A 522-nucleotide genomic window follows, 5' to 3' on the forward strand; every position below is an offset into this window, starting at 1 on the left:
TACCGCCGCCCGCTTGAACAGGAAGCAGCGCAAACAGCGGACTGTCGCGCAGTATGTTTCGTATTTTGAACTGGTGCGGAAGCAGCCCGACTTTGCGCATAGCGTCGAGCAACGGGATACCGGAGACCTTCCAGTCAGGGTCTTCTCCCTGCGTCATCGCCGTCATCCGCAGCTGGTTATCGGCCGCACGCAGTTCGGCCATGCGCGGCCCATATTCCGTGACCATGATCAGCCAAGGCAGCATTTCACTAACGGTGCGCACCGAGTATTCGAGGTAGACCGCAGGAAGGTTCTTCAGGACCGCTGCACAAATCGCGCGGAAGTAACGGGCGAACGGCCTAAACGCGCTGAACCCGGTATCCAGAAAGTGCGACCAGTACACACCATCCACGTATTGCTCGTCTTCTTCAAACGCGTCCACCGCAAACTGGAACCACGTGAGCGGGTCGGTCGTCGTCTTAAGCGTGCCGCGCAGTACCGGCTTCTTCACGTCCACCAGATCAGATTCGGCAGGAACGAACC

The 522-nt window shown here is 58.6% G+C and carries 1 protein-coding gene; it reads right to left on the reverse strand.

Going from position 1 to position 522, the window contains the following annotated elements; all coding sequences use genetic code 11:
* The coding region (locus AC1RPN_RS08220) for a hypothetical protein (RefSeq protein WP_481763719.1) at positions 1 to 522 on the reverse strand (522 nt) is incomplete at both ends.

The sequence above is a fragment of the Dellaglioa sp. CoH-57-MRSF-20 genome (genome assembly GCF_056781955.1).